This window comes from Pseudomonas sp. FW305-28 (assembly GCF_017351395.1).
Taxonomy (GTDB): domain Bacteria; phylum Pseudomonadota; class Gammaproteobacteria; order Pseudomonadales; family Pseudomonadaceae; genus Aquipseudomonas; species Aquipseudomonas fluorescens_AA.
The window spans coordinates 26,307-48,636 of sequence record NZ_JACNDD010000014.1; the positions used below are offsets into that span (position 1 = coordinate 26,307).

Annotated in this window: 16 protein-coding genes and 1 pseudogene; 3 read left to right on the forward strand and 14 right to left on the reverse strand. The window is 62.2% G+C overall.

Translation table 11 applies throughout. The features are described from left to right. Positions 1 to 30: 30 nt before the first annotated feature. The 7 genes from J4E53_RS05490 to J4E53_RS05520 form a co-directional block, all read right to left on the reverse strand. Positions 31 to 2,562, reverse strand: a complete 2,532-nt coding sequence (locus J4E53_RS05490) for an RND family transporter (protein ID WP_060742803.1) — start codon at positions 2,560 to 2,562, stop codon at positions 31 to 33. A gap of 4 nt (positions 2,563 to 2,566) precedes the next feature. Then, a complete protein-coding gene (locus tag J4E53_RS05495; RefSeq protein ID WP_103308135.1) occupies positions 2,567 to 3,670 on the reverse strand; it encodes a YCF48-related protein in 1,104 nt (367 codons plus the stop codon). Positions 3,671 to 3,739: 69 nt separating this feature from the next. Further along, positions 3,740 to 5,104 (reverse strand): DUF1329 domain-containing protein, encoded by a 1,365-nt coding sequence (locus J4E53_RS05500; RefSeq protein ID WP_060742805.1) that lies wholly within the window; start codon positions 5,102 to 5,104, stop codon positions 3,740 to 3,742. 12 nt (positions 5,105 to 5,116) lie between these two features. Continuing rightward, the gene (locus J4E53_RS05505) at positions 5,117 to 6,796 is read right to left on the reverse strand and encodes a DUF1302 domain-containing protein (RefSeq protein ID WP_060742806.1); all 1,680 of its coding nucleotides are present in this window, start codon (positions 6,794 to 6,796) and stop codon (positions 5,117 to 5,119) included. 129 nt (positions 6,797 to 6,925) lie between these two features. Beyond that, the gene (locus J4E53_RS05510; protein ID WP_103308134.1) at positions 6,926 to 8,050 is read right to left on the reverse strand and encodes an FAD-dependent oxidoreductase; all 1,125 of its coding nucleotides are present in this window, start codon (positions 8,048 to 8,050) and stop codon (positions 6,926 to 6,928) included. 187 nt (positions 8,051 to 8,237) lie between these two features. Then, complete coding sequence (locus tag J4E53_RS05515) at positions 8,238 to 8,591, reverse strand: Rieske 2Fe-2S domain-containing protein (RefSeq protein WP_103308162.1); 354 nt, start codon at positions 8,589 to 8,591, stop codon at positions 8,238 to 8,240. 15 nt (positions 8,592 to 8,606) lie between these two features. Then, a complete protein-coding gene (locus tag J4E53_RS05520; RefSeq protein WP_060742808.1) occupies positions 8,607 to 9,545 on the reverse strand; it encodes a VOC family protein in 939 nt (312 codons plus the stop codon). A gap of 325 nt (positions 9,546 to 9,870) precedes the next feature. Between J4E53_RS05520 and J4E53_RS05525 the strand changes: the two genes are divergently transcribed. After that, entirely contained in the window at positions 9,871 to 10,782 is a 912-nt protein-coding gene (locus J4E53_RS05525; protein ID WP_053178948.1) for a LysR family transcriptional regulator, read from the forward strand. 24 nt (positions 10,783 to 10,806) lie between these two features. Here J4E53_RS05525 and J4E53_RS31005 read toward each other — a convergent pair whose 3' ends face one another. Together J4E53_RS31005 and J4E53_RS31010 are read right to left on the reverse strand one after the other, a co-directional pair. Beyond that, entirely contained in the window at positions 10,807 to 11,670 is an 864-nt protein-coding gene (locus J4E53_RS31005) for a methyl-accepting chemotaxis protein (protein WP_409077844.1), read from the reverse strand. Then, positions 11,665 to 12,738, reverse strand: a pseudogene (locus tag J4E53_RS31010) (HAMP domain-containing protein); the annotation flags it as partial. The pseudogene J4E53_RS31010 and the gene J4E53_RS31005, both read right to left, overlap by 6 nt. Before the next feature lie 430 nt (positions 12,739 to 13,168). On the opposite strand from J4E53_RS31010, the gene J4E53_RS05535 reads away from it, so the two are divergent. Further along, positions 13,169 to 14,326: a S9 family peptidase gene (locus J4E53_RS05535; RefSeq protein WP_060742810.1), complete on the forward strand. Its 1,158-nt coding sequence runs from the start codon at positions 13,169 to 13,171 to the stop codon at positions 14,324 to 14,326. An 81-nt stretch (positions 14,327 to 14,407) separates the two neighbouring features. On the opposite strand, the gene J4E53_RS05540 is transcribed toward J4E53_RS05535, so the two are convergent. The 4 genes from J4E53_RS05540 to J4E53_RS05555 form a co-directional block, all read right to left on the reverse strand. Beyond that, positions 14,408 to 16,150 carry an OPT family oligopeptide transporter gene (locus tag J4E53_RS05540; RefSeq protein WP_103308132.1) on the reverse strand — a complete coding sequence of 581 codons (1,743 nt, stop codon included), beginning with the start codon at positions 16,148 to 16,150 and terminating at the stop codon, positions 14,408 to 14,410. 316 nt (positions 16,151 to 16,466) lie between these two features. After that, the gene (locus tag J4E53_RS05545) at positions 16,467 to 16,874 is read right to left on the reverse strand and encodes a VOC family protein (RefSeq protein ID WP_103308131.1); all 408 of its coding nucleotides are present in this window, start codon (positions 16,872 to 16,874) and stop codon (positions 16,467 to 16,469) included. A gap of 23 nt (positions 16,875 to 16,897) precedes the next feature. Then, the gene (locus tag J4E53_RS05550) at positions 16,898 to 17,323 is read right to left on the reverse strand and encodes a YciI family protein (RefSeq protein WP_092165420.1); all 426 of its coding nucleotides are present in this window, start codon (positions 17,321 to 17,323) and stop codon (positions 16,898 to 16,900) included. Between the two features lie 155 nt (positions 17,324 to 17,478). After that, positions 17,479 to 18,498, reverse strand: coding sequence for a substrate-binding domain-containing protein (locus J4E53_RS05555; protein WP_103308161.1), 1,020 nt, complete (start codon positions 18,496 to 18,498; stop codon positions 17,479 to 17,481). Positions 18,499 to 18,943: 445 nt separating this feature from the next. On the opposite strand from J4E53_RS05555, the gene J4E53_RS05560 reads away from it, so the two are divergent. Next, a complete protein-coding gene (locus tag J4E53_RS05560) occupies positions 18,944 to 20,194 on the forward strand; it encodes an MFS transporter (RefSeq protein WP_060742814.1) in 1,251 nt (416 codons plus the stop codon). Positions 20,195 to 20,269: 75 nt separating this feature from the next. Here the strand turns inward: J4E53_RS05560 and J4E53_RS05565 are convergent, their stop codons facing one another. Beyond that, the gene (locus tag J4E53_RS05565) at positions 20,270 to 22,261 is read right to left on the reverse strand and encodes a sigma-54-dependent Fis family transcriptional regulator (RefSeq protein WP_103308130.1); all 1,992 of its coding nucleotides are present in this window, start codon (positions 22,259 to 22,261) and stop codon (positions 20,270 to 20,272) included. Between the last annotated feature and the right edge of the window lie 69 nt (positions 22,262 to 22,330).

The window sequence follows — 22,330 nt, forward strand, 5'->3', positions numbered from 1 at the left end:
CACGAGGCATGGAAAAGTCCTTTCTTGTTGTTATGACGCGACGGAATTAGCAGCCGCCGTGGTCGTTTGATCGTGTCCCGACGGCAGGCGCAGTGAGTGCTTCGCGCAGGCCCCCTCCTCGGCTGCGGCAGGCATCAGCGGCAGGCTCGTCGAATGGTTGGGCTTAGCCTCGGCTTGCCCCGTGCTCACCCGTTTGCTCGGCAACAGGAAGTGAGCCAGGGCCGGCAACAGAACCAGCGCGCCGACCATGTTCCAGACGAACATGAAAGCCAGCAGCACGCCCATATCGGCCTGGAACTTGATCGGCGAAAACATCCAGGTGGCCACGCCGATCGCCAGGGTCACACCGGTCAGCATCACCACCTTGCCGGTGGACAGCAGTGCCCGGTAATACGCCTGCGACAGGCTTGTGCCCTGGCGCATATGACCGAGCAGGATGCTCATCACGTACAACGCGTAGTCGACGCCGATGCCCACGCCGAGGGCGATCACCGGCAGGGTCGCGACCTTGACGCCGATGTTCAGCCAGACCATCAGCGCCTCACAGAGGATCGACGTAAGCATCAGCGGGATCACCGCGCAAATCGTGGCGCGCCAGGAGCGGAAGGTGATCAGGCACAGCAGGATCACCGCGCCGTAGACCCAGAACAGCATTTCGCGGTTGGCCTGCTTGACGACAATGTTGGTCGCTGCCTCGATCCCGGCATTGCCAGCGGCCAGGAGGAACTGGACATCGTCGGTATTGTTCGCCGCGGCGAATTGCTCGACGTGATCGACCAGACGGCTCAGGGTTTGCGCCTTGTGGTCGGAGAGGTAGACGTACAGCGTCAGCAGGCTGCAGTCTTCGTTGTACAGGCCGCGCGGCGCGCCGGCGGTGACCATGTTGAGCATCGCCTGGTTGTTCTGCAGCTCATACCACTTCGGGCTGCCTTCGCTGAGGCCCACCAGCATGCGGCGGTTGAGCAACGCCAGGGAGTTGGTCGAATCGACACCCGGCAAGGTGCGCAACTGCCAGTCGAGGGCATCGACCTTGTTCAGGATGTCATAGCGCGAACAGGCGCTGGCGGGGGTCTTGATCATCACCGCGAACAGATCGCTGCTGGCGCCGTAATGCCGGGTGAGGAATGCATCATCCTGGTTGTAGCGCGAGTCGGCCCGCAGCTCGGGCGCACCCGCATCCAGATCCCCGACTTTCAATTGCAGGCTGACCACGAAGCCGAGCGTCGCCAGCGCCAGGCTCAGTGCGATGCACAACGCCGCCCAGCGGCGCTGAGTGAACAGATCCAGGAAACGCCAGAACCCATGGCGATGCTGGCCCGCTTGTTCGGCATGCTCGCTTTTTAGGCTCAGTCGCGCCGCGCGGCCGCTGACCCCAACGTAGGAAAGCAATATGGGTAGCAAGATCAAGTTGGTGAAGATCAGCACGGCCACGCCGATACTGGCGATCATCGCCAGGTCCTGGATCACCTGGATCTTGATGATCATCAGCACCGCGAAGCCGACCGCATCGCACAGCAGCGCGGTGAGACCGGCAAGGAACAGGCGACGGAAAGTGAAGCGCGCGGCGACCACCCGGTGCATGCCGCGCCCGATGTCCTGCATGATGCCGTTCATCTTCTGTGCGCCATGGCTCATGCCAATGGCAAACACCAGGAACGGCACCAACACCGAATAGGGGTCCAGTTGATAATTCAGGAGCGGCAGCAGGCCGAGCTGCCAGACCACCGCCACCAATGAGCAGAACACCACCAGCAAGGTGCTGCGTATGCAGCGGGTGTACCAATACAGCACAACCGTGGTGATCAGGATCGCCACGGCGAAGAAGATCAGGATCTGCTGCAGGCCGGCGATCAGGTCACCGACTTTCTTGGCGAAACCGGTGATGCGAATGTCGATGCCGTCGCTCTGGTATTGGCTGCGCAACGACTCCAGTTGTTGCGACAGCTGGGTGTAGTCCAATGGCCGGCCATCGGGGGTCCGCTGCAACAGCGGTACCTGGATGATGCTCGAGGTCTGGTCGAGCGCCACCAATTGGCCGATTTCGTTGGACAGCTGCACATTGCGCCGCAATGCTGCAAGGCTCGCGGCGCCGCCATCGTAGTTATCCGGAATGACCGGCCCACCCTCCAGGCCCGCCTCGGTCACCGCCACCCAGCGCGTGGCCGGTGTCCAGAGCGATTTCATGTATGCACGGTCGACACCGGGCAGCAGGTAGATCTTGTCGCTCAACGCCTGCAGGGTCTTGAGGTAGGTGCTGTCGTAGATATCGCCCCGCTTGTTGACCACCGCGATGCGCACTGCATTACCCAGCCCGCTCAGTTCCTTTTGGTGCTCAAGGTAGTTGGCGATATAGGGCTGATGGGTGGGGATCATTTTTTCGAAACTGGCATTGAGCTCGACACGACTGGATTGCCAACCCAGCACCAGCGTGGTCGCCAGGCACAGCAGCAACACCCACAAGCGATGGTTGAACAGGGCTCGCTCGAGCACCGAACCGGAACGCGGATCGAAGTCTTCGAACGCATTCGCAGGGGACTGGGAAAAATTACCAGGGGACGTCATAACCTCACTCCGAAGCGGCAGTGGCTGGCTGCGCAAGACGCTGCAGCCCGGTGAAACCGGCAACGATCAGGCTGCCATCGGCGGCCTCGATCACACTTGAAACAGGCTTGCCCAAGGGGTTGCGCAGTGGCAGAAGCGCCGCCCCGGTCTGCTCGCTGTTGCGAAACAACGTGCCGCCCTGATTGACCAGCAGCAGTTGGCCGTCGGCCAGGCGGGTGGCGTCGTTGAAAGAGATGGGTACGGGTACCGACAGACGCTGGAAACTGGCACCTGCGTCGTGGGAGATAAAGGCATTGCCCTTGAGACCTGCAACCACCAGCGCGCCATCCGCGCGATTCTGCAAGGTGAAGAAACTGCCTTCGTAGGGGCTGTCCAACTGGCTGAACGACGCCGCGTCGTCGTCCGAGCGCGCCAGGTAACCCTGCTCGCCAGCCAGGAACCAACGTGTGCCCTGGCGACTGATGGCGTACAAGTGCAAGCCGTTCGGGTTGGCGACATGCCCCATCAGCGACTGCCAGGTGGCGCCACCATCGGTGGTCAGCAGCGCCAAACCGTAGGCTCCGACGATCAACCCGCGGCGCGCATCGACGAATTCCAGCGCCAGGAACGGTTTGTCTGGACCATCGGCGACAAGACGCTCGGCATTTTGTACCCGTACCTGGGCGGCATCCAGGTCGGCAGCCGTGGCCTGGTCCGCCCTGGCGGCGTCCAGCTCCAGCTGTGCCACGCGCGCACCGTCGAGCTGCAGCGTCCAGTGTTCACCACCATCCAGCGTCGCCAGCACCACACCCGCGTGACCGACAGCCCACCCCTTTTGCGCATCCACGAAGCGCACCGCCGTCAGGCTGACCGAAACCGGTACCGAAGCCTGATGCCAGCTTTGCCCATTGTCGTCGGAGAACAGCACCAGGCCGCGCTCGCCCACGGCCACCAGACGCGTGCCGGCACGCGCCAGGTCGATCAATACGCCATTCTGCGCAGCCGGTACCCGCATGGCCGGGGTATTGAGCGGCACGCCCACCGCAACCGGCCCGGCCAGGCACACGCTCGCGGCGAAGGGCAAATACAGGGCCAAGAGCAAAGCGCCCGCCTGACTGATTCTGTTCATAACCTACCTCGGACAAACACTCGTACCCCAAGGACACGCCGACAGGCATGTCCTTGACTCTCAGCTCAGTTAACGCACGCCGCGCCCCGCCATCGCCGCCGGCGAGAACTCCGAGGCCTTGTAGCGATCAACCGCGTGATACTGTTCCGGCAAGCCGGCGTAGAGGTTCTGGATAAACCACGCGCCGGAGGTCAGGTCATAAAAACCGGCAGACAGTTGCACCAGGCCTGGCAGGTCGGGCAATACGGAAGGCAGCGACCAGAGGGTCTTGGCCAGTTGACCGCTGGCATCCCAACGGTCACCGAGCAGGGCCTGCCAAGTGTCCTCGTCGAGGTAGTAACGGCCCTTGGGCAACTGGTGGCGCTTGCCGGCGGCCAGCGTCGACTCGACCACCCAGACGCGGTGTAGCTCCCAGCGCACGTAATCCGGGTTCAGATGATGCTTGCCTAGCAGGTCCTGCGGCTGTGCAGCGTTCTGCGCCTTGTTGGTGTTGTAGGGGACGTACATCTCCTGCTTGCCCACCAGTTTCCAGTCGAACCGATCCGTGCGACCGCCCCATACGCTCAGCTCGTCGAAGGACATGACCCCGGCGGTGGACGGCGTCGGTGTATCGCAGCAGGCGTTTGGCAGCGTGCGGACCCGACGCTGGCCGCTCAGATAGACATGGGCCTGGGATTTGTCGCCATTGATGTTCTCGCGCCCCAGGATCTGCTCGCCGGCACGAATCGCCGGGCCAAGATTGACAAAGTGCACCAGCCAGTAGTCACCCGAGTAGTTTTCAGGACCGCCCTCCTCGAAGTAGTAGGGCATTTCCTGAGTCAACAGGCCGTCGCTCGTCATCACCTGGTTGCCGTCGGCCGTCATCAGATAGTGGCGAAAATGCGCCGCGACCGAGGTACCGCGCCAGTTCAGCAGGTGGTTCCAGATGGCTTCGGTACCGTTCTGGGGAATCGGAAACGGTATCCCGCCATAGGCACCGTCGGGGATCAGGCCGGCGCTGCTGTTGACCAGTTTGGCGCGGGTCGCATTCTTGAGCGTGTTGTCATAGACCCACTGCGGCGCGGCCGCCGTGCGCCGGGTCGGATAGACGTCGATGCGATAGGTCTCCGGGAAGCGCTTGAACAACTCCTTGGTGCCGTCACTGAGCTTGTCGGCGTACTTGGCCAGGTTCTGGCTGGTGATGCTGTACAAGGGTTTGTCCGCGGCAAACGGATCACCCCGCTTACCACCCGGGACGTAGCTCGGATCGACCTTGGTGTAGCCACCGTCCCAGGCCGGGATGCTGCCATCGGCATTGCCGGCTTTCTCGGCACCGAAGGGTGTCAGGGTCTTGCCCAGCGCGGCCGCTTGTTCAGCGCTGGCGGCCAAGGTCATCGGCGCGGCGGCGGCCAGCAGGGTTAAGCACAAGGCCTTTAGAGTGAACTGAATGGTCATGCGCAAATCCTCTTAGAACGTGGTCTTGACGGAGAAAGCCAGGTAATCCCGGTCCTTCAGCGACTGCTTGTAATTGAACTGGTTGGCGGCGTTGAGGCTGGTGTCCTCGGGACCGTAGAAGTGGGTGTAGGTCAGCCCCACGGTCACTTGGTCCAGGTAGGTGGCGGAGACGCCGATGTTCATGTCCCCTCCTCTGTCGGGGCCGAACCCGCTGATCACAGCCGACTTGCCCATGGGGAAATAGCTGATGCCCAGCGGCACGCTGATATCCACGCCCGGGAAGAACTGGCGATAGGTGGGCGTGTACACCAACTTCAAGCCCAGGCCGTCATCGGTGGCGTTAGGGTCCAGGGCGGCGCGGTTCCTGGTCACGGCGAGCAGGCGGTTCCAGGCGATTTCCCCTAACAGGCTGGCTTCATTGGCGACGAAGGAAGGGCCCAGCGATGCCAGGACGTTGAGGTTGACGTGGGCCGTACGGCCGACGGCATAGAGGGCGTCATCGTTGTTGTCCGCCTCGACGCCCGGCAGGACGGTCTGGGCGTTGGACACCAGCGGCATGTTCCAGCGCATCGATGCCTCGCCGGCAAAGCTGTACTCGTCCACGGAGGTCGCGAAACTGGCGCCCAGGACACGGATATCTTCCGGGTAGACCCAGGAATATTCGCCGACTTGCCCGGTACTGAAGTTCGGCCCGGTGGCATTCGGTTTCAAATACAACGTCGGCGTTTTCTCGTGATATTGCAGCGCGTAGAGGCCGTAATCCATCGTCCCGGTGTTGTACTTGAGCTGCAGGCCGCCCTGGCCGGAACTCCTGGCTTTCTTGTCCTTGCCATGGAAAAACGCGGCCGGGCTGTTGGCATTACCGCCAAGAAAATCCGGAAACGGCCCGCCAGTGATCAGCCGTTCATTGCCGTCGCCGATGGTATCGCTGGTGGAGAAGTAGCTGCCGGCGCCCGGCAAGCGAGTGGCTTCCCACTCCAACTGGTAGAAGGCCCCCAATGACACGTCATCGGTCAGTTGGTAGGCGGTCGAGAGCTGGTTGACCGGCCGGGTGATTTCCTTGAATTGGGTGTTGGGCACCGATTGCGCCTTGACCACGTCCACCGGCGCCATGGCCCCGGCAATGCCGTTGCCGCCGAAGAACAGGCTCTCGCCCCAGATCAGGCCATGGCGCCCCGCGCGAACCGACAAGGTACGGTCGGCCAGCTCACCGTTCCAGTAGACAAAGGCATCCAGCAGTTCACCGTCACCGCCGTGCAGCTGGCGGGTGTCGCTGGTGAATTCGTCGAAGCCCACCGAGCGCTGGTTGGCACTGGCCGCATCGTTGTTGTCGTTACGGTCCTGGTAGACGGTGTCGTACCAGGCCGCACCGCTGAGACGGGCCCCGAAGTTGTGAAAACCGATATCCAGTTCGGAAAGAATATCCAGGCGATTGGAGATCAGCCCCTTGCCGAAGTTGTGATCGCCGTCATTCTGGTTCAGCGCCGTCTGGCCCTCGCTGAGTTTGCTGCTGGGGTCCTTCAGGCGCCAGGCGGCGCTGTACTTCAGCGTGTTGTCCCAGCGCAAGCTGAGATCGGGATTGCCGGTATCGATCTGAAAAGCCTGGGCAGCCGAGGCGCCAAGCCCCAGGCTGGCCGCAAGGGTCAGGGTGAAGGGGACGCGCCGTGACGCAGCGATCTTGCGAGTAGCCATCGAAGTAACCCTCTTTATTGTTGTTGTATGTCAGCTCTTCTGGTGAAACAGCGCCCGCAGTCCAACCGGGCCAAGCCTGTACAGGCATGAAGCATCCATGGGAGAGCGAATTCAGTTTTTGCCGGTGCCTCAGATGGGCGCCGCCGTGACGTCGAGCATCCGCCTGACCAGGCCGATCCGGTCGAAGCTGCTGTCGTGGGCCATTTCCTTGTCACCGGCCAGCACCGAGCTGTCGCTGATGAATTTGCAGCGCTCATAACGGCGCGCCATAAAGCGTTCGAGCTGCTGTGCGACGCTGCCGCCGGCGACCAACTCTTCGCCAAGCACGACGGCATCCTCAATGGCCATGCCGGCGCCCTGGCCCAAGTGCGGTGTCGTGGCGTGCACCGCATCGCCAATCAACACGACACGGCCGCGGAACCAGGGCTCGCTGACGAACACCACTTCCAACGGCTTGTAGACGACCCGGTCGCTGTCGATTATTTGCTCGCGCAGTTCGCCGATCAGCCCGGTGAAACCACTCAGGCGCTGGCGCATCTGGGTCGCCAGCGTGGCGGCCTCCATCCTGGGGTTGGCAGGCTCATGGGAGGTCACGAACAGGTACATCTGGTCGCGGCCCAGCGGTACCAGCCCGGCATTGCCGGCGGCTCCCTGGAAGGTGGCCAGATGATCGATTCCGGCGGCGCGTGGAAAGTTGTAGCGCCACACCGCCTGGCCGGTGAAACGCGGCGAATACCGCTCGCCGAACAGCAAGCCGCGCATCTGGGAGTACAGCCCATCGGCGCCTACGACCAGGTCGTAGCGACCACGACGGGTATCGGTGAATAGCACATCAACGCCCTCGCCCACCTGCTCCAGCGATTCGACGCTCAGGCCCAGACGAACCGAGACGCCAAGGGCAGCCACGGTTTCGCTGAGGACTTGATGCAGGGCCAGGCGCGAGATGCCGACGTTGGCTGGATACTCGGGGCCCGCCAGGCGCTGGCCGGGAATTCGCGCCAGCTGTTCACCGGCGGTGGTATTGATGGTCACATCCTCGAACGCGTAGGCGGCATCCAGGTAGCCGTCCAGCACACCCAACTTGGCCATTTCACGGACGACATTACTCTGCTGGATGATGCCAACGCCGTAGACTGTCCACTGCGTCTTGAGCTCGACAAGATCGACTTCGATGCCCTGGCGACGCAGAGCGATTGCGGCGCATAGACCACCGATACCACCACCGACGATAAGCACCTTTTTCACTGCGTTCATGCTCGTCTCACTCTTATTCTTGTTATTCACGCAAGCGCTCCGCCGGAGCGATCCCAGGCTGCACTGCCGGCTGTTTCTGCACGCATTCGCTACCGCGTTGTGTTCACTTTCTCGGCAAAGCAGGCGTTTGACTAATCGCATGTAGGGATACGATGTATCAGCTACCGCGATACGTTAGCTAAGGTGCTCACGCCTCCAATTGACCGGCTTCGAGCACCAGCCAATCGGCCTCTGCATGCCATTGCAGCGCACTCAGGCTTTCCCCCAGGCACGGCCCGTAGACACACAGGCCACTGTCCGGAAGGAAGCGGGCACCATGGGCGTAACAGACGATCTGGCGGCCATCGACGCTGAGAAAACGATCCTTGCGATACTCCAGCCGCACCTCCAGGTGCGGGCAGCTGTTGCGATAAACCCGCACCTCGCCGCCATGGCGCAGGGCGAACACACTGTCCTTCCCCGTGCCCAGGGGATCGAACCCGCGTGCGTGCCCTTCGACCAACTCATCCAGGCGACAGAGAACATGAGCATCGTGACTCATGGACGACATCCGCACTCAGGCCTGCTTGGGCGGCGGGCCGCTCGGGAACCATTTTTCCCGGGAGGTGAACAGGAACAGCTGCGAGTTATCCGCCGACAACGGCGCCTGGCGCGCTTGCCAGGCGTCATCGTGCTTGTCCATGTCTGCGTCGTATTCGATGTGGCAGCCCAACGGACTGTTGAAGTACCAGAACCAGTTGGAGCCAAAGAGGTGCCGCCCCGGCCCCCAGAAGCTGGTCCAGCCTTGTTGCTCGAAGCGACGCCCGGCCAACAGCACCTCCGTGCCGCTGCCCATGTGAAAGGTGAAGTGCTCGCAACCCTTCATGTGCGGTGGCGTCTGGATCATGAACAGGCAGTGATGATCATCGGAACCGGCCGGGCGCATGAACGGACCGGCACCGACAAAGGTGTCGGTGGTCACGAAGCCCAGGCGCTTGTAAAAAGCTTCGGCCTTGGCCGCATCCGGCACGAAGTACACCACGTGGGACAGCGTCCGCGGCAAGGCCTGCATATCAGGGTTGATACCCGGCTGGTTGACCGGTCGCTGGGGGGCATGGCCGGGTGCATTGGTCAGGTCGGCTGGTGCGCTGTAGGGACGCCGCACACTGATCTGGAACCCAATGGCAAACCCCATATCGTCCACGCTGTGCACGGAGCCATCGGCACCGCGGGTCACCAGGCGGTCGTGCCCCAATTCATCGGCGATGGCCTCGAGATCAGCCACGCTTGCCACGCCATAAACGGTTTCACGAATCGAGGGGGCAGGCCCGATGGCTGCCGGCAGACGGGCGTCGTCAGCACGACGGATGATCACCGCCGTACCGTCGAGCGCTTCAAAACGTCCGCCCTCGCTGTCGACATCGACAGGATGCAGGCCATAGTCGCGCAGGCAATGGGTACAGGCTTGAATGTCGTCGACGCCAAAAATCAAGGCATCAAGGCCAATGATGTTCATTGAGTTACCACTCCATTGTAATTATTCAGCGCAGGCCGGCACCCCGCTTACGGGAGCCGTGCCAGGCGCAGCGCTGCCGAGGCTGGTCTTGGAGTCGATCAAGCGTCACGCCAACCGACTGTGGGCCGATACTGAAGGGGTACAAACCCACTGACTAATCGCTTGTCGGGATGCGACCTATCGGCAAATGCGATACCTGGCTGCACAGCGCAAAGGGTCTGGAAAATCGAACAGGCATCGTTCGATTCACCCACGCTCGGGACTTGACGCCGCGATAGGAAGGCCGGAAGGTATTTACAAAATAAATACAAGAATCGAGACCGCCATGCGCTTTAACCACCTGGATCTCAATCTCCTGGTGGCGCTGGATGTGCTACTGGAAGAGCAGAACATCACCCGCGCCGCCGAACGCCTGCACATGACCCAATCCGCCACCAGCGGCGTGCTGGGCAGGCTGCGCCTCTACTTCGAAGACGAACTGCTGGCACAGGTCGGGCGCAAGATGCAGCCCACGCCCTACGCCCGCGAACTGGCGGCACCCGTGCGCCAGGTGCTGCTGACGATCCAGTCCTCGATCACCGCCAAACCGGTGTTCGACCCCGCCACCAGCAAGCGTCATTTTCGCCTGATCACTTCGGACTATCTGATCAGCGTCCTGTTTGCCCGGGTGATCCAGAAGATCTCCCTGGAAGCCCCGCACATCACCTTCGAACTGCTCGGCCCCGGCGACACGTCCACCGAAATGCTGATGCGCGGCGAGGCCGACATGATGATCGTGCCTGAGCGCTATCTCATCGAAGGCCATCCATCGCAGCTGCTATTCGAAGAAGAGCACGTTTGCGTGGTGTGGGACGGCAACACCCAAGTGGGCGACAGCATCACCCTCGATCAATACATCGAGATGGGCCATGTCTCCGTGATTTTTGGCCGCAACCGGCAGTTGAGCGTCGAAGAATGGCTGATGAGCCAGTACGGTTTCACCCGTCGCATGGAAGTGGTGACCCACGACTTCAACACCCTCCCGCAGTTGATCGTCGGCACTCAACGCGTCGCCACCATGCTCCAGCGCATGGCCAGGCTCTACGCCAACTACCTGCCGCTGCGCATCCTGCAACCACCGGTGAAAATCCCGGTGATGCGTGAGTTCATGCTCTGGCACCGGACCATGGAGGGGGATCCGATGCACCGTTGGCTGCGGGCGAAAATCAGTCAGATCATCAACGAGCTGGAGCAGTAGTTGCTGCCGTAGCCTGGAGACGAGTCAGGTACGGAAGTGCCCGACGGCCGTCTTGAGCTCGCCGCCAACCCGTTGCAAGTCGTTCGTTGAGACTTGCAGTTGCAGGCTTTCCCTGGCGCTACCCTCCGCCACTTCGCGCACCCGCGTCATGCTCTGGCTGACTTGCTCGGCCACCACGCTCTGCTGCTCGGCGGCCGCGGCGATCTGCTGGTTCATCTGCTCGATGCGGGACACCGCCCGGGTGATCCGCGCCAGCGCCTGGGAAGCTTGCGCGGCAAGCACTACCGTTTCATCGCTTAGCGCATGACTGCCTTGCAAGCGCTCGGCGGCCTGTTGGGCCACACCGCTCAAACGAACGATCAACCCTTCGATTTCCGTGGTCGAACGCTGAGTGCGCCGTGCCAGGCCACGCACCTCATCGGCAACCACCGCGAAGCCACGCCCCTGCTCGCCCGCCCGCGCGGCCTCTATGGCGGCATTCAGCGCCAGCAGGTTGGTCTGCTCGGCCACCGCCTTGATGACATCGAGCACGCCGCCAATCGCCGCGCTCTCCACCAGCAGGTTGCGCATGGCTTGCGCGCAGCCACTCATTTCCCTGGCCAGATGGTCGATCTTGCCACCCGCCTGGCGCACCAACTCATCGCCCTCGCGCGCTTGTTGATCGGCATGCGCCACCGCTTCGCTGGCCTCACCCGCGTTGCGGGCGACCTCCTGCGCCGTGGCGGCCATCTGTTGCATCGCGGTGGCGGCCAACTCGGTTTCCTGGCGTTGGTGTTCGACACCGCGACTGTTGCTCAGGGTCACTTCAGCCAGGCTGCCGGCCATGCCGTTGAGCGAGCCGACACCAAGGTCGATACGCCCGACCAATCCACGCAGGCTGCCCAGCATGCTGCCCACGGTGCCCAACAGTTGGCCCAGCTCATCTCGACGACCACTGTCTGACGGCGGATCACTCAAGTCCCCCGCAGCCACGTGTTGGACCAACTGCACGGCCTGGCGCAGTGGCTGCACAATCAACTGGCGAATCAGCAGACTGGCACCCATGCCCAAGGCCAGTGCCAAAACAGTGATCAACCCCAAGTGGCGATCGGCATCGCGGTTATCGTCCAGCACCGCCTGCCTTTGCTGTTCATCGGCCTCGGCCAGCAACCTGCTCACCTGGTCGGTCTGTGCGTTCATCGCCGCGCTGCTTTGCGCGCTTTGCTTGCGGCTGTCGACGAACTCGACGAAGGCCTTGCGATAGTCGCCCAAGGCCCTGCTCGCCTCCTGCAGCGACTCACTTTGCTGCTCGCCAAGATCCAGCGCCTGCATGGCGGCGAGCAGGTCACTCATGCTCATTTCCCAGTCGCTGCGGTAACGCTCCTCACCATCGAGCGAGTAGTACAGCTCGCTGTCACGCAGCTTGGCGAGCTTGTCCCGCAACGCGACCGTCTGTTCGAGCAACACCATCTGCTCGCTGCTCGGTGGCGCCCCCTGCCCCAACCGAGTGTTAAGCGCATCCAGTTGGTCGAGAAACAGCAGGGTAAAACTGTCACCAGCGGTCTGCGCCAGTGCCTGCATGCGCAATCGCGCTTCGCGAGCCCGGCGCAACGAATCGGCATAGCCGAGGAACTGCTCCAGATAGGCGCTGACGGCCGTGCGTACGCTGGCGCGCGCTGCGCTGTTGGCCGGATCATCATCGAGTTGTTGATTCAGTTTGCCGATCGTCTCGCGGACCTGGTCCAGGCGCTGCGGAGCGAGATCCAGGGCAAATGCCTTCTCGGCGATACGCGCACGCAGGATCAGTGCCTGGATCGATGACTCCTGACGCGATTGCTCACCGCGCTGCTGCAGCACACCCAGGGAGCGAAAAGCCGTGAGCGCTACCCCCAGAGTCACCAGCAGCACCAGGCCGAACCCCAGCGACAGCTTGGCCCCCACCGACAGATTCGCGAGCACGCGATTCAGTACGAACATGCCCGACTCCTCGCACGGTCGTGGAAAAACAGCCTGCCCTTGGCGCCCGGGCTGATCGTTGTGCCGCAATGGGACTCACTCATCTGCCAATACCTTGTTCTTGTTGTTTTGTACGCCCGAGGCGCCAACCAACGGCGCGGTGCAGCGCCAACTCTAGTGAGTCGTCCCCCAATGACACCAATCGCATCCTGCGTTATGAGCAATCGCAAAGTACGATGGTAGGTATCCGGATTCGCGGCTTGATCGGAGAGGAAAAACCTCCTGGGTCGACGGCGCACATACGCTCTATCTCCGTTCGCAATACCTCCCATCCCGACTCGCGATTGGCCAAACAATGGTCCTCCCCTTAGCCTGCTTCGAACCGCCAGGGCTGGCGATCTCCGCCCGGAACTGGCCGCCTGCCTTTGCTTGCACAAGGACAATCACCATCATGTTTCGCTACTTCCCGACCAACTACGTGTGGAATCTTTCCGTCGACCTGGCCATTGAAATGGGCGCCCGCATCGGCGAAATCGAGGAAATGTGCGCGCCGCTGCAAGAGGCCGCCAAGCAACCGGACGCCGCCGGCAGCAAAGCCTTTCGTGAGACCTGGGCGAACATGGCCGACAAGCTGTGCGGCCTGGCAGAAGAAGACGAAGGCAAGGGCCGAATGTTGTCTGCCGGTGAAAAATACAACCGCGCCGCCACCTACTACCTGAGCTGCGAACGCCTGCAGGCCCATGGTGCCCCTGGCCGTACGCAGCTGTACCAACGCTTTCTGCACACCTTCCAACGCGGCATCGAGCTGGCACGAGAAAACTGCGAGCGCGTTGAAATCCCTTACGAAGGCAAACACATATCCGGTCTGCTGGTCCGTGCCGAAGGCGTCAGCGGCCCAGCGCCGATTCTGGTGCAGGTCAATGGACTGGATTCCACCAAAGAAATGAAATACCGCGTCGGCCTGCCCGCCTGGCTGGCCAAACGTGGCGTGTCGTCATTGATCATCGACCAGCCCGGCACGGGCGAGGCGCTGCGCCTGCATCACCTGACGGCGCGTTTTGACAGCGAGCACTGGGCCAGTCGTGTGGTGGATTGGCTGGAGACCCGCGACGATGTCGACGCCAAACGCATTGGCCTGGAAGGTGTGTCGCTTGGCGGCTATTACTGTCCGCGCGCGGTCGCCTTCGAGCCACGCTTCGCGTGCGGTGTGGTGTGGGGCGCCAACCACGACTGGCGCGATGTACAGAAACGCCGCCTGGAGAAAGAAGGCAGCTTCCCGGTGCCGCATTACTGGTCGCACGTGGCTTGGGTCTGGGGCGCCAAGGACACCGACGAGTTCATGGCCATTGCCGAGAATGTCCATCTGGACGGTATTCTGGATCGCATCAAGGTGCCTTTCCTGGTCACCCACGGTGAAAAGGATTCGCAGATTCCACTGAAATGGGCACACCGCACCTACGAGCAGTTGGTCAACAGTCCGAAGCGCGAGCTGAAAGTCTTCACCGAACGTGAGGGTGGCGTGCAGCATTCGAGTTTCGACAACAGTATCAATGCCGGCCAGTACATCGCCGACTGGGTGGCTGAAGTGCTCGGCGGTCGCACTGCATGACAGGGGTGAAATCCAGGCTCCGGTACGCGGCCAGGGCTTGAACCTTCGGGGCGACGGCACGATTGGGCGATGGGTGTCTACTCACCCATCCCCCAGCATCTGCCACAACGACGCCCCCACTCCGGTAATGCTCTCCCCGGCAATCAACCCCGCCGCCGCGGTAATGGCGAAGCGTTCGGTGAGGCTCGGCCAGCGACAGCTCACCAGCCACGTCAGCACCGCACCGAGCGCCATCATCAAGGACACGGAGGCCGGCAGGACGAAGGCCAGGCCCAGGGCCGCCGTGCTCGGCAGGTAGCGGGCCCGATGCGCTGGCAGCAGGCTGTCGAGGATCCCCAACAACAAACCCACCAGGCCGCCGATGAAAATCGCCCAGCGAATGCTCGCTGACAATGAATCCAGGCCCAGGGTCAGGGTTTGCGCCACGGCCTTCCAGGTGGCGACCGCCGGGGCCGGCCACTCTTCGGTGAGCAGCATGGTTTGCGGATCCGGGATCAGGGCCAGATAGGCCAGCACGCCGACGATGCTACCGATGAAAATACCCAGGGTCTGGGCGATCAATTGCTTGCGCGGCGTGGCGCCAATCGCCCGGCCGACCTTGAAGTCGTTCATCAAGTCGGTGCACTGCCCGGCCGAACCACCGGCGGTGTTGGCGCTCATCAGGTTGATCGGCACCTGGCCCGGGGCGACGATGCCGAAACTCAGTTGGGACAATTGCCCGATGGCCCCGATTGGCGGAATACCCGTGGCGCCGACCACCCGGGCCGCCACCGCCGCCAGGCAGATCGCCAGGGGAATGGTCAACAAGGCCATCCACGGGTTGATACCGAACAACAGCACTTGCAGGCTGACCACCAGGAGGATCGACAGTGCGAAACCGGCGGCAGGCCCAGGCTTGGGTATCGTCCAGATCGCCCCGCCGCCCGCCTTGGTGGACCGGTGCAATGCCCACAAGCGAATCGCCAGTGAGGCCAGGGTCGAACAGACCATCAGGCTCACCCCCGGCCACAGTAACCACTCCACCAGCGCCGCGAACTGCGGGCCGCTGCTGCCGTGCGGCAACTGCACCAGGCCCTGGTCCGACAGCCACGGCGCCAACCCGCCCCACGCCAGCACAGCACCGAGCAGCAGGGTCAGGCCCACGCGAATACCGATGATCCCGCCGAACCCCACCAATAGCAGCGAAGGGTCCGCGGTAAAGGTCAGGCGCTCCAGTTGAGCACTCGGAGACCAGCGCGGGATGGCCCACATGAAGGTGTCGACCGCCTTGACCAGCCCGGACAGCAACGCGGCGCCGAGCAGCACCTTCAAACGCGTCGCGGCCTCGTGGCCGTGGTTGTAGATGTGCAGCAGCGTTTCCAGGGTCGCCATGCCTTCGGGAAATTTCAGCGCCTTGTCATTGAGCAGTGAGGGTCGCAGGTACCAGGCGATCCAGATCCCCAGGAAACTCACCGAAAAAACCCAGGCCACCATGGGAATGGCATCCAACTGCTGGCCGGTCAGCAGGGTGTAGGCCGGGATGGGCGCGACCAGCCCACCGGAAATGATCGACGCCGCGGCAGAAGCCACCGTCTGGTTGATGTTGCTTTCGTGCAGGGTCCAGGGCAGTCGCCCCACTGATCGACTGGCCAAGCCTTGCCAGATGCCATAACCGATCAGCAAGGCAATGATCGACATGTTGAACGACCAACCGATCTTCAACCCGGCGTAGACATTGGAAGGTGTCAGCAGGATACCGAGGACGATCCCCGTGCTGACCGCGCGCGGGCTGAGCTCGCGTTCGACTGTGGCGTTCAAGGGGAATGTGGATGAGGTCGGGTGCATGCGAAGTCCTTATCGGCACTGGGGCCACCGTCAGATTCAGACTGCCCCCCTGTGGGAGCGAGCTTGCTCGCGATGACGGTGGATCAGTAACAGGGATAGAGACTGACGCTCCGTCATCGCGAGCAAGCTCGCTCCCACAGGGTCATGTAAAGCGGCAACTCAATAAGTGAACGCAGTATTGGCGCAAGGTTCACACGATGGAGGGAAAACCTGGCAAGCGTACTCGCCAGAATCGTCAATCCATGGGCAGGAAGTGAGGCATGTCGCGAGCGCTGCCAAGGGCCAGGCGGCGCATCGCAACCAGGCAGCGTTCGACTTATGGCTGGCCCTCGCAATTGACCATCCAGGCGATTCCAAAACGGTCCTCGAACATGGCGAAGCGTTCCGCCCAGAAGGTCTTGTCCAAGGGCATCTGCACGTGACCGTCCTCACTCAAGCGTTCGAACAGCCGCTCGGCCTCCTTCACGCTGTCGACATTGAGGGAAATCGATACGCCTTGTGGTTTGCTATACGGCTGGCCCGGTGGGCAGTCGGACGCCATCAGGCTGAAATGGCCCACGGTCAGGCAGGCGTGCATGATCAGGCTGGCGTCCTTGGGCATGCCGACGTCCTCGGGCGCCTCGGCATAGGACATGGAAAACAGATCGCCGCCAAGCACGTCCTTGTAAAATGCAAAGGCTTCCTTGCAGCGGCCGTTGAAGGTCAGGTACGGGATGATTCTCATGCTGGGTTCTCCTGTCGTCGGTTTCACGATTGACCGGCCATCTGCGCCCGCAAGCGCTCCTCCTGCTCGCGCAACTCGGGGGTAAAGGACTCGCCGAACTCCTCGAGTTCGAAGATCTGGCGGATTTCGATTTCGCTGTCGCTGACCATCGGATTCGGGCAACGCTTGACCCAATCGATGGCCTCCTGCAATGACTGGACCTTGAAGATCCAGAAGCCGGCGATCAGCTCCTTGGTCTCAGCAAAGGGCCCATCGACGACAGTCCGGTTCTTGCCGGAAAACTGCACACGCACGCCTTCGGCACTGGGATGCAGGCCTTCACCGGCGAGCATCACCCCGGCCTTGACCAACTCTTCGTTGTAGGCGCCCATGGCGGCCAGCAGTTCTTCGCTGGGCATTTCTCCGGCTTCCGATTCCGGACTGGCCTTGACGATCACCATAAATCGCATGCTCGTATCTCCTGAGAATGGCCACCCTTGTGGCGGCTCTACGGGCTAATCGAATGGCAATGGTCCAAATCGACAGGTCGACGAGATTATTTTTCGACGGAGCGTTGGCAGCCTGGAAGCCCCAGGCCCCCCTGCCGTGAAACCATGTGCAACGCTCAGGGATTCCATTGGAATCGATAGATCTCTCGATAACCATTGCTTGGGTCGTACAGCAGCTTCGTCCCGCCGTCCAAAGCGATATTGTCGGCATTGACCAAGTGAACCGGTGCCACGAAGCCGCTCACCGGCTGGCCCGCCATCAGTCGATTCAATTCATCGATCACTTGCCAGCCATGCACATTGAGCGGTTCGGCCACGGTGACGGTCTGGTAGTTTTTTTCCTGTATGCGCAAGAACGCCGAAGCGCTACCGTCACCGGCAGACAACAGACTGATGCCGTCGCGGGGTATCGCGGCGCTGGCCAAGGTGGCAACCGCATAGTCGAAATAGATGTCGTTGATGGCCAGTGTGTGGGTCCAACGCTTGCCATGGCGCTGAAGCAGTTCCGTGGTGATCGCCGGCATCTTCTCGCGACTTTCGGAGATCGCGACATCGCGCATCTCCAGCAACGAGCATTCCCGACAGGCCCGAATGACGCTTTCCATGGCCTTGGCTTTCGCCATGGCGATGCTGTACCTGGAGTCGGTCAGGATCACCACCCCGGCCTTTCCGTTCGACTGCGCCACCGCCGCCATGGCCGTGATGCGAGCCACTTCCAGCGGGTCGGTCGTGACGTTCATGGCCATCGGTGTGCCAACAATCGGTCCGGGGCGCTCCCCGGCGTGCCAGCCCACCACCGGCACGCCCTTGTCGGCGAAGACAGCCAGCGCCTCCTTGTTTTCAAGGGCATCGGCGCCACACAGAATGAGCCCATCGGGGTTCGCCGCCAGGGCGTCGGCAAAGGCCTTTGCACGCCCGGCCGAGGATCCAGCGCCATCGAATACCCTCAGCGTCCAGCCCATCGCCTTGGCGGCCTCGCGGGCGCCCTGGGCCACGCCGACAATGCCGCCGTTGCGCATATCTTCCGCGACAATGGCGATGCTCTTGCCGCGCTGGGCGGGCGGACCGGACTCGGGGCCGCTCCAGGGAACGGCACCGAGGGTGGCCCTGGCCACCATTTCCTGCGCTTGAGCCACCGTCACCGTCGTGTCCGTCGCGGCGGGCAGGTCCTGGGCATACCCAGGCGTTGCCGTGAAAAGACAGAGCATCGTCATTGAAACTATCCGGAGCAACCGGGACCTGGTCAAACAGCTTCGATCACCGCGTGAGATGCCGGGCCTGGAGCCTATGGCGCGATCATAATGTGACATGGCGTCTCTTTTTTTATGGATGCAGCGTTTACGTTCAGTGTCCGCAAGGATAGTCGGCTCTGCTGTCATCGGCCCGAAAGGGAAATAGCAAGTTTGTAACATCCTTTCTGCCCCGGCCCCCTGATCGGTTCCGGATCGCTGAAAACCCACCCTTGTCGCGCCCGGCCTGGATCTGGACAAGCAATCGTGCTCGACATCCATTGTTCGACGCACCACGAAGTGAGGAACCTGTCGCGCGCATAGTCTGTGAGCCACCCTGGAGGAGATGGCGATGACACACACCCGTTTTTTTGGCAAAACCGTACTGGCCTGCACGTTCATCCTGGCGATGATCGGTTGGGGAATCGGCTTCTATGGCCCGCCGATTTACATGCAGGCGGTCATTGAGCGCACGGGTTGGCCAATCGCCCAAGTCTCGGCTGCCGTGACCTTGCACTTTCTCAGCGGCACGATGGTCATCGCCAACCTGCCACGCCTTTATGCACGCTTCGGCATCCCCGCCATCACCTTGCTTGGCAGCATCGTCCTGGGCATCGGCGTGAACCTCTGGGCGCAGGCCAACCAGCCCTGGGTGCTGTATGCCGGCGCCGTCTGCTCGGGTATCGGCTGGGTGACATTGGGGGCCGCGGCCGTTAACACCCTCATCGCGCCGTGGTACGTCAAGGAAAGACCCAAGGCCTTGGGCAAGGCCTATAACGGCGCCAGCCTGGGAGGCGTGATCTTTTCGCCGCTGTGGGTGTGGCTGATCGAGCGTTTCGGCTTTGCCCCGGCGGCGGCGCTGATCAGCGTCATCGCGGTGCTGCTCATAGGCGCTTTCGCCTTCCTGGTTTTCAACAAAACCCCACAAAGCCAGGGACAACATCCCGACAATGCAGCCCCGCCGGCCCCCGTGCCAATCAGCGCCAGCCCCGCGCAGTGGACCGTCATGCAGACGCTCAGGTCGGCCAGTTTCCGCACCCTGGCAGCCGGCATGTCCTTGGGGCTGTTCGCCCAGATCGGCTTGATCGCGCACCTGTACTCGATCCTGGTGGGACGCATGGGGGCCCATGACGCCTCATTCGCCATGGGGCTGGCCACCGCCAGTGCGATAGGCGGGCGATACGTCGCCGCACGCTTGATGACCCAAGGTATGAATCGCCGACAGCTGGCTTGCCTCGGTTATACCGTCCAGATGCTGGGCACGCTGATGCTTCTGGGCCTGGACCTTCACCCGACAGTGGCCTGGATAGCCGTGGTGCTGATCGGTTCGGGCATTGGCAATGCCACCTCCTTGCCGCCGCTGATAGCACAGGCGGAGTTCAGCCGTGAACACACCGCCAGGGTGATCGCCCTGATGGTTGCGATCAGCCAGGCCACCTACGCCTTCGCCCCGGCCTTTTTTGGCCTGTTGCGCGCCGCCTTCACCGATCCGAATCACGCCATCGTCGCTGTCGTGACAGCAGCCGTCATCGTGCAGGTGCTGGCCATTTTGTCGTTCTATCGGGGCGTCTCCGTTCGCCCCTTCAAGAAAACCGTTTTCTGACTCCACTTAGCCAGGCAATGGGTTGATCGGGCGGCAAACTGACCGCCCGTTTCACCGTCAGCGTTGCGCCACCCGCTACGAACGAAACGCATCGACCTTGAGCCCAAATCGACTCATTTTGTTGTACAGCCCGCCACGTGACACATTCAACCGTTGAGCGGCCAGGCGGATATTTCCGCGCGTGTCCTTGAGGGCGGCGATGATGGCATTCATCTCATGGGTGCCCAGGTCCGGAGCCGTCCGCGGCTCAGGCACACCTACCCACGGCGATGGCCGTCCTCGCTGCCTGATTTCCAGCGCAAGATCGCTCGGTTCGATCAGTTCGGTCAGCGCCAGGTTGGTCGCTCGCTCAATGACGTTTTCCAGCTCACGGACATTGCCCGGCCAGTGATAGCCGCCAAGCATCTCCAACGCCCCTGGTGAAAGGTCCTGCATCGTCTTGCGTAGCGACCGGGCACACCGCGCAAGAAAATGCCGCGCCAGCAACGGCACATCTTCGCGGCGCATCCGCAGCGGCGGCACCGTCAGGTTCAGCACGTTGAGCCGGTAGTAAAGGTCCTCACGAAAGGCGCCCTCGGCCACCGCCTGGCTCAGGTTGCGATGGGTGGCGGCGATGATGCGAACGTTGACCCGCAGCGATTTCTTCGCCCCCACCCGTGTCACCTCGCCTTCCTGCAGGACACGCAGCAAGCTGACCTGCGCATCGAAGGACATGTCACCGATTTCGTCGAGGAAGATCGTCCCGCCATCGGCCAATTCGAACTTGCCTGCCGACCCACCGCGAGCCGATCCGGTGAAGGCGCCTTCGACATGACCGAACAGTTCGCTCTGCACCAGGTCACGGGGAATGGCCCCGCAATTGACCGCCACGAAAGGCCCGCCACTACGGTCGCTGGCATTATGGATGGCCTGGGCGAACAGTTCCTTGCCCGTGCCGCTCTCACCGAGGATCAGCGTGGTGGAATCACTGCGACTGGCAATCCGGGCCAGGTGCAGTGCATCCTGAATCGCCTGTGAGCGGCCCAGGATGGTTTCGAAGGTGTAGCTGGCCTGGGTGCCAATGATCCGCCGGGTGATTTCACGGATGCGTCGGTTCTCGCGCAACGAAACAATCCGTCCACCTTGCTCCAGCGGGCAGACCGACACCAGGCAGGCCAGATGGCTGCGGTCGTGCAGTTCAAAGGTGCAATCCAGGTCCCGTACCCCTTCCCCGCCCCCGAACAGGACCGCATCGGTCAATTCGCTCTTGCCCAGGCTCTTGAACGGACTGCCGAGCAGGTCATGCCCCACGCGGAACAATTGTCGGGCGTAATGGTTGAGCGCCTTGATGCAGCCGCGCTCATCCAATACCACCAACCCCTCGTTGAGCACTTCAAGGACGGTTTGTTGCTCCTCGAGCAAGGCTTGCAGTGTCATCTGCCTGGAGACGGCCTCGGCCGCGGCCTGGACGGTGCCCAGCGTATGGAAATGAAACCAGCCCGGCTCCGCCGTCAAGGTCAACATACCCAGCGTCCGGCCCTGGGCATCGCGGATTGGCGCGGCGGCACAATGCATGCGGCGCTGGCGCAGGCCAAGCCCGAAGTTCTCCTCGGCCAGCACATACACCAAACGGTCTTCGACGATCGCCAGACCGGTGCAATTGGTGCCCTGTATCGATTCCAGCAGTCGACTGCCTCTGGGGGTGAGGTCCAGGCCACAGAAGTACAACGTCGTGCCTTCGGCATCGGTCAGGTTGATATGGCCCCTGGGGTTATAAGCGAGCAAACCGCGCATGACTTGCGCCGCCGCGGCGATCAGCAGCCGGTTGGCGGCCAGTGTCGCGGTCAGGTCGGCAGGCGCGACAAAACGGTACTCGCCGTCTTCCGGATCGAGGCCGGCATTGACGCTGCGCAACCAGGACGCCCAAATCACCCGGCGGATCCCGGCAGGAGGATCAACCTCCCCCCGCAAGCACGCTCGCCAGGCCTCATCCAGCGCCGTGCTGGGTCCTTCGTTCAACGACGCAGGGCCCAGGGTGGTGAGGTAATCGCGGTCTTCGGCGCTCAATGCTGCAGGTTGCTGATCCATTGTCCGGCCACATGTTCATATTTTCGACATGTCAGTATAGACATGTCATTCAAATGAACAGTCATTCAA

Bases quoted from the DNA above. Each gene is read 5' to 3' on its own strand.
- J4E53_RS05490 (WP_060742803.1), bottom strand. From the start codon at position 2,562: ATGACGTCCCCTGGTAATTTTTCCCAGTCCCCTGCGAATGCGTTCGAA.
- J4E53_RS05495 (WP_103308135.1), bottom strand. From the start codon at position 3,670: ATGAACAGAATCAGTCAGGCGGGCGCTTTGCTCTTGGCCCTGTATTTG.
- J4E53_RS05500 (WP_060742805.1), bottom strand. From the start codon at position 5,104: ATGACCATTCAGTTCACTCTAAAGGCCTTGTGCTTAACCCTGCTGGCC.
- J4E53_RS05505 (WP_060742806.1), bottom strand. From the start codon at position 6,796: ATGGCTACTCGCAAGATCGCTGCGTCACGGCGCGTCCCCTTCACCCTG.
- J4E53_RS05510 (WP_103308134.1), bottom strand. From the start codon at position 8,050: ATGAACGCAGTGAAAAAGGTGCTTATCGTCGGTGGTGGTATCGGTGGT.
- J4E53_RS05515 (WP_103308162.1), bottom strand. From the start codon at position 8,591: ATGAGTCACGATGCTCATGTTCTCTGTCGCCTGGATGAGTTGGTCGAA.
- J4E53_RS05520 (WP_060742808.1), bottom strand. From the start codon at position 9,545: ATGAACATCATTGGCCTTGATGCCTTGATTTTTGGCGTCGACGACATT.
- J4E53_RS05525 (WP_053178948.1), top strand. From the start codon at position 9,871: ATGCGCTTTAACCACCTGGATCTCAATCTCCTGGTGGCGCTGGATGTG.
- J4E53_RS31005 (WP_409077844.1), bottom strand. From the start codon at position 11,670: ATGCTGGGCAGCCTGCGTGGATTGGTCGGGCGTATCGACCTTGGTGTC.
- J4E53_RS05535 (WP_060742810.1), top strand. From the start codon at position 13,169: ATGTTTCGCTACTTCCCGACCAACTACGTGTGGAATCTTTCCGTCGAC.
- J4E53_RS05540 (WP_103308132.1), bottom strand. From the start codon at position 16,150: ATGCACCCGACCTCATCCACATTCCCCTTGAACGCCACAGTCGAACGC.
- J4E53_RS05545 (WP_103308131.1), bottom strand. From the start codon at position 16,874: ATGAGAATCATCCCGTACCTGACCTTCAACGGCCGCTGCAAGGAAGCC.
- J4E53_RS05550 (WP_092165420.1), bottom strand. From the start codon at position 17,323: ATGCGATTTATGGTGATCGTCAAGGCCAGTCCGGAATCGGAAGCCGGA.
- J4E53_RS05560 (WP_060742814.1), top strand. From the start codon at position 18,944: ATGACACACACCCGTTTTTTTGGCAAAACCGTACTGGCCTGCACGTTC.
- J4E53_RS05565 (WP_103308130.1), bottom strand. From the start codon at position 22,261: ATGGATCAGCAACCTGCAGCATTGAGCGCCGAAGACCGCGATTACCTC.